General features: G+C 37.7%; 4 protein-coding genes. 2 read left to right on the top strand and 2 right to left on the bottom strand.

The features are described from left to right. Positions 1–2,116: carboxypeptidase-like regulatory domain-containing protein (locus AB1422_10620; protein ID MEW6619770.1), on the bottom strand; the 2,116-nt coding region annotated here is incomplete at its 3' end. 568 nt (positions 2,117–2,684) lie between these two features. Here AB1422_10620 and AB1422_10615 point away from each other — a divergent pair. Both AB1422_10615 and AB1422_10610 read left to right on the top strand, forming a co-directional pair. After that, complete coding sequence (locus AB1422_10615) at positions 2,685–2,939, top strand: type II toxin-antitoxin system HicA family toxin (GenBank protein ID MEW6619769.1); 255 nt, start codon at positions 2,685–2,687, stop codon at positions 2,937–2,939. Beyond that, on the top strand, positions 2,936–3,271 hold the full coding sequence (locus tag AB1422_10610) for a type II toxin-antitoxin system HicB family antitoxin (protein ID MEW6619768.1): 336 nt from the start codon (positions 2,936–2,938) through the stop codon (positions 3,269–3,271). The genes AB1422_10615 and AB1422_10610 overlap by 4 nt, the downstream gene beginning before the upstream one ends. Before the next feature lie 362 nt (positions 3,272–3,633). Here AB1422_10610 and AB1422_10605 read toward each other — a convergent pair. Further along, a partial coding sequence (locus tag AB1422_10605; GenBank protein ID MEW6619767.1) for a hypothetical protein occupies positions 3,634–3,884 on the bottom strand: 251 nt, incomplete at its 5' end.

The following is a 3,884-nucleotide window of genomic DNA, read 5'->3' as shown; positions in this document are numbered from 1 at the left end:
CTAATTGAGTATATCCAGAGACATCCTTATTTAATACCTGTCGGACGCCCATTTCACCTCGAACACGGTTAGAACCTGTGCGCTTAATCTCTAAGGCATACGGATAGGTAAAATCATTCCTGATGACGCTGGCATACATCTCTTTGCCTGCACCAATCTTAACTAATTTCCAGCCATCTAATGCGGATGAAAAATTGCTGTTAACTAACAATTCAGATATTTCTTTCTCAGCCACTATCTCAGGTTTAGGAGGAACAGGCTCAGGAATTAATGGTGCAGGTGGTATTTCAACTATAACTTTTTCTTCTGGTAACACCTCCTTCACAATTGGTTCTAAAACTACATTTATTTCACGGATTAATTCATTATGCGAAAAAGGTTCTATTTCTATTGTTTTACACTGATAGCCGGCGATATTGGGTATCAAAACATACTTATTCCCTGGTATTAATCCATCAATGGTATAAGTGCCTCCTGCTTTAGTCATCACCTCTTTTACCACCTTATCATCTAACCTTACCTCTAAGCTAACACTACCAATTCCTTCACCAGTAGTCGAAGTAACTAATCCCTTAATTGACACCTCTACGGGTATGATTTTTAAGTCTTCGGTCCAGTATTCCTTAGGGTTAGATGAGAAACTTCGGGTATAAAGTGAATCTAAAGTCTGAGGTTTAGTTTTATCATCTTTAGTAATAACTAATAAGGAGCCAAATCGTTTATCCAGATAGAACTGATAAGTAAAGAAATCACCCGGGATATTTTGTCTATCGTCATCTTCTAAAGTAACGATTAAATTATCCTTTGGAACACTTTTAGTTACAGGTGATTCATTTAAGATGATTGCGGTAAGCATCTTATCTCTTGAGACAGGAATCCCTGCTGTTGTTGCAAAATAGGGCTCTATGACCATCTCTGAAAAAAAACTAACCTTGTTCAAATAGACTTGAGTGTAATCTTTTCTTGTTTGGTCTTTAAAGTTTAAATATCCCTCGCCGAGGTCAATAACATCATCTTTTTCCTCTGGAGAGACCATATTATCCCACCCTATATTCATCTCTATCAATTGTTGTCTCATCTGGTCATCTAATCCTAATTGTCCCCAATTGCCAAAGATTGGACACTCTTTATCGTAAGAACGCAAAGCTGCGGCTGGTATTAAGACAACATCAAATCCTCTTTCTGGAGAAAGTCCAGCCTCCTGTGGACTAACGATACAGCAGGAAAAAGCCCTTTTCTCTTCCCCTAATGGAGTAAATGCCTTTGAGAAGTTAAATTTTATGGGTAAATCTTTAATCACCACATAAGTATCTCCAAGACCCGTTCCAATTAAACAAGGGTCTTTTGAAACAGCGGAGGTTATCGCCTCTTTAGAGATGAAATTTATCATTACTGTATTTTCTGACATAGGATTAATTTCTATTTTAGCCTTTTGTGTTTCAAAAAACACCTTTTGTTGGTTTTCTATTTTTGCCTCCAGCCCGGCTAAATTAATACTTAATAAGTGAGAAATGGAGGTATTTGGTTGTAGAGTAATGTAACTCTCATCACCATTAGGGTCATGAAGGAGCATTATAGGAAGAATCGGGATAGAGGTGTAAGTCGTATATGCCTTTGAGGTAAGGAGCACGGTTAGATAAGTAATCTCAGGTTTTTGTTCTTGCCCAAGCGGCATAGTCGCTCTAACCGTAATTTTATACCTTACTTCTGGTTTTTCCTGCGGGATATTTCTGGTTACAATAGGTCTTTCCTCAATTACTCCTCCTCGACCTATCATTTCATTTGCCTCTTCAAATAAAAGTGTCCACTTGCCTGAGTTAGGATAAGTTTCTGCCTCAATGCGGGTAATAATGGTGCATTTTTGAGATGCGCGAGTCTCATTTTCACCACGCCAATCTAACCCGATTTGAAAAGCAGTTACCTCTTTGGGTAAAGTAACCGGGGAAATTCCATTAAAAGAAACACTTGCATCTGTCCAGAAAGGTATGTTTAAAAATCCTTTCCATTTTGTGTAGACCTTACCCACCGTGATAATTGAGGAAGTGGTTTCCTCACCAAAGGCTAAAAATGGTAACAAAAAAATAAAAATTGATAGATATAAAATCTTTCTTAACATCTTTTTCTTCCCCCTTTTGGTAATTGATTAAATTGTATCTTCCAACTTTAGTGTATCAAATTTTAATATAGATGTCAAGTAAAATTTCCACCTGTGCAATTAGAAATAAAAGGATAATTGATTAAACAGATTACATTTTTTATTGTAAGCGGATTAAACGGATTGAGCGGATTTTTTTTATTTCTTTTTCCGCTAAATCCGTTAAATCCGCTTACTATTAAAAATCTGCTTCCTTAATTTTCTACCTGCACAGGTCGAAATATTTTGAGAGAAAAATAAGGAATAATGAGCCTCTATCTAATTTTTTACCGAGAATTCCTCCGCCAGGAAATTTAGTTTGACATAACCTGAAACCTATGTTATACTACTTGTAACTATTCAGCCACTGATGGACATGGATTAGCACGGATAAATACAGAGGACAGAAGGCAGAGGACAACAGGAAGAAAAAAACTTCAGCCTAATTACGGACACGGAAGACGGACACGATTTACGAATTTTCAATGTTTCATCTGTGTCCATCTATGGCTGAATAGTTACGTTTGAGTAATTAAGTTATAGGACGGTTATGAAATCAAAACATAGAAAAACTTTACAAGCCATTTTTACAGAGCCAGTCCGTGCTAATATCCCATGGGCTGATATTGAAAGTCTGCTTGTGGCTTGTGGGGCGGAAATCAGTGAAGGGCGAGGCTCACGAATACGTATTGCTCTCAAGGGAGTGCGTGCTGTGTTTCATCGACCACATCCCCGGAAAGAAACAGATAAAGGAACAGTGATTTCCATGCGTCGATTTTTAACCGAATCAGAGGTGGAACTATGATGGAATATAAGGGTTATTTGGGTCAGGTCGAGTTTGATAGTGAATCTAATATTTTTCATGGAGAGGTAATAAACATTCGAGATGTTATCACTTTTCAAGGAAAAACAGTTGAGGAATTGCGTAAGGCATTTGAGGATTCGATTGAGGATTATTTGTCTTTTTGTGTGGAGCGAAGAGAGAAACCTGAAAAACCATTTTCTGGACGGTTCACTATTAGACTATCACCTGAGGAACATCGCAAAGTCATTCTTGCAGCTGAAAAGGATAGAAAAAATATCGGTTCCTGGGTTGCTGAAGTTCTGTCTCAATCTGCAAGAGGAGTTGGGGTCTAACGGTAGTTGAAGATAGACTTTGAATATTGAATTTACAGTAATTATTCAGCCACTGATCAACACGGATTAACACGGATAAATACAGAGGGCAGAAGGCAGAGGACAACAGGAAGAAAAAACCTTCAGCCTAATTACGGACACGGAAAACGGACACGATTCACGAATTTGTAACCGTTCACCGCAGAGACACAGAGACGCAGAGAAGAAAATTAAAATTTATTTACGATAGGCTTAACATCCCTGATTTTCATCAGTGCAAGCTCTTGAGTCCAACAACATTAAACTTGCCCTGATGAAAATCAGGGATGGATTAACAAATCTGGCTTGCCGGCTGAACATTCGGCAAGCAGGTCATAAGTATTTCAATGGCTACACCAATAATCTTTTCTGTTATCTGATTTATTTCCATATCTTCTCTGTTCCTCTGCGTCTCTGCGGTGAACGGTTACTACATTTTTAAGGTAAGGGAAGAATAATAATCTTAAACTGTAACCGTTCAGGCTATATATCAAAAGTGTAAGAAAGGGGATAAGGAGATAAGAGTGATATGGAGATAAGATAATAGAAATAGATTGAAATTTATAGAAATAGGTAGAAATTGATTGTGGAAAAC

The sequence above is a fragment of the bacterium genome (assembly GCA_040757115.1).
GTDB lineage: Bacteria > UBA9089 > CG2-30-40-21 > CG2-30-40-21 > SBAY01 > JBFLXS01.
Note: the sequence above shows the minus strand (reverse complement) of the source record. Positions and strands in the feature narration are given on the sequence as shown.

Bases quoted from the DNA above. Each gene is read 5' to 3' on its own strand.
- AB1422_10615 (MEW6619769.1), top strand. From the start codon at position 2,685: ATGAAATCAAAACATAGAAAAACTTTACAAGCCATTTTTACAGAGCCA.
- AB1422_10610 (MEW6619768.1), top strand. From the start codon at position 2,936: ATGATGGAATATAAGGGTTATTTGGGTCAGGTCGAGTTTGATAGTGAA.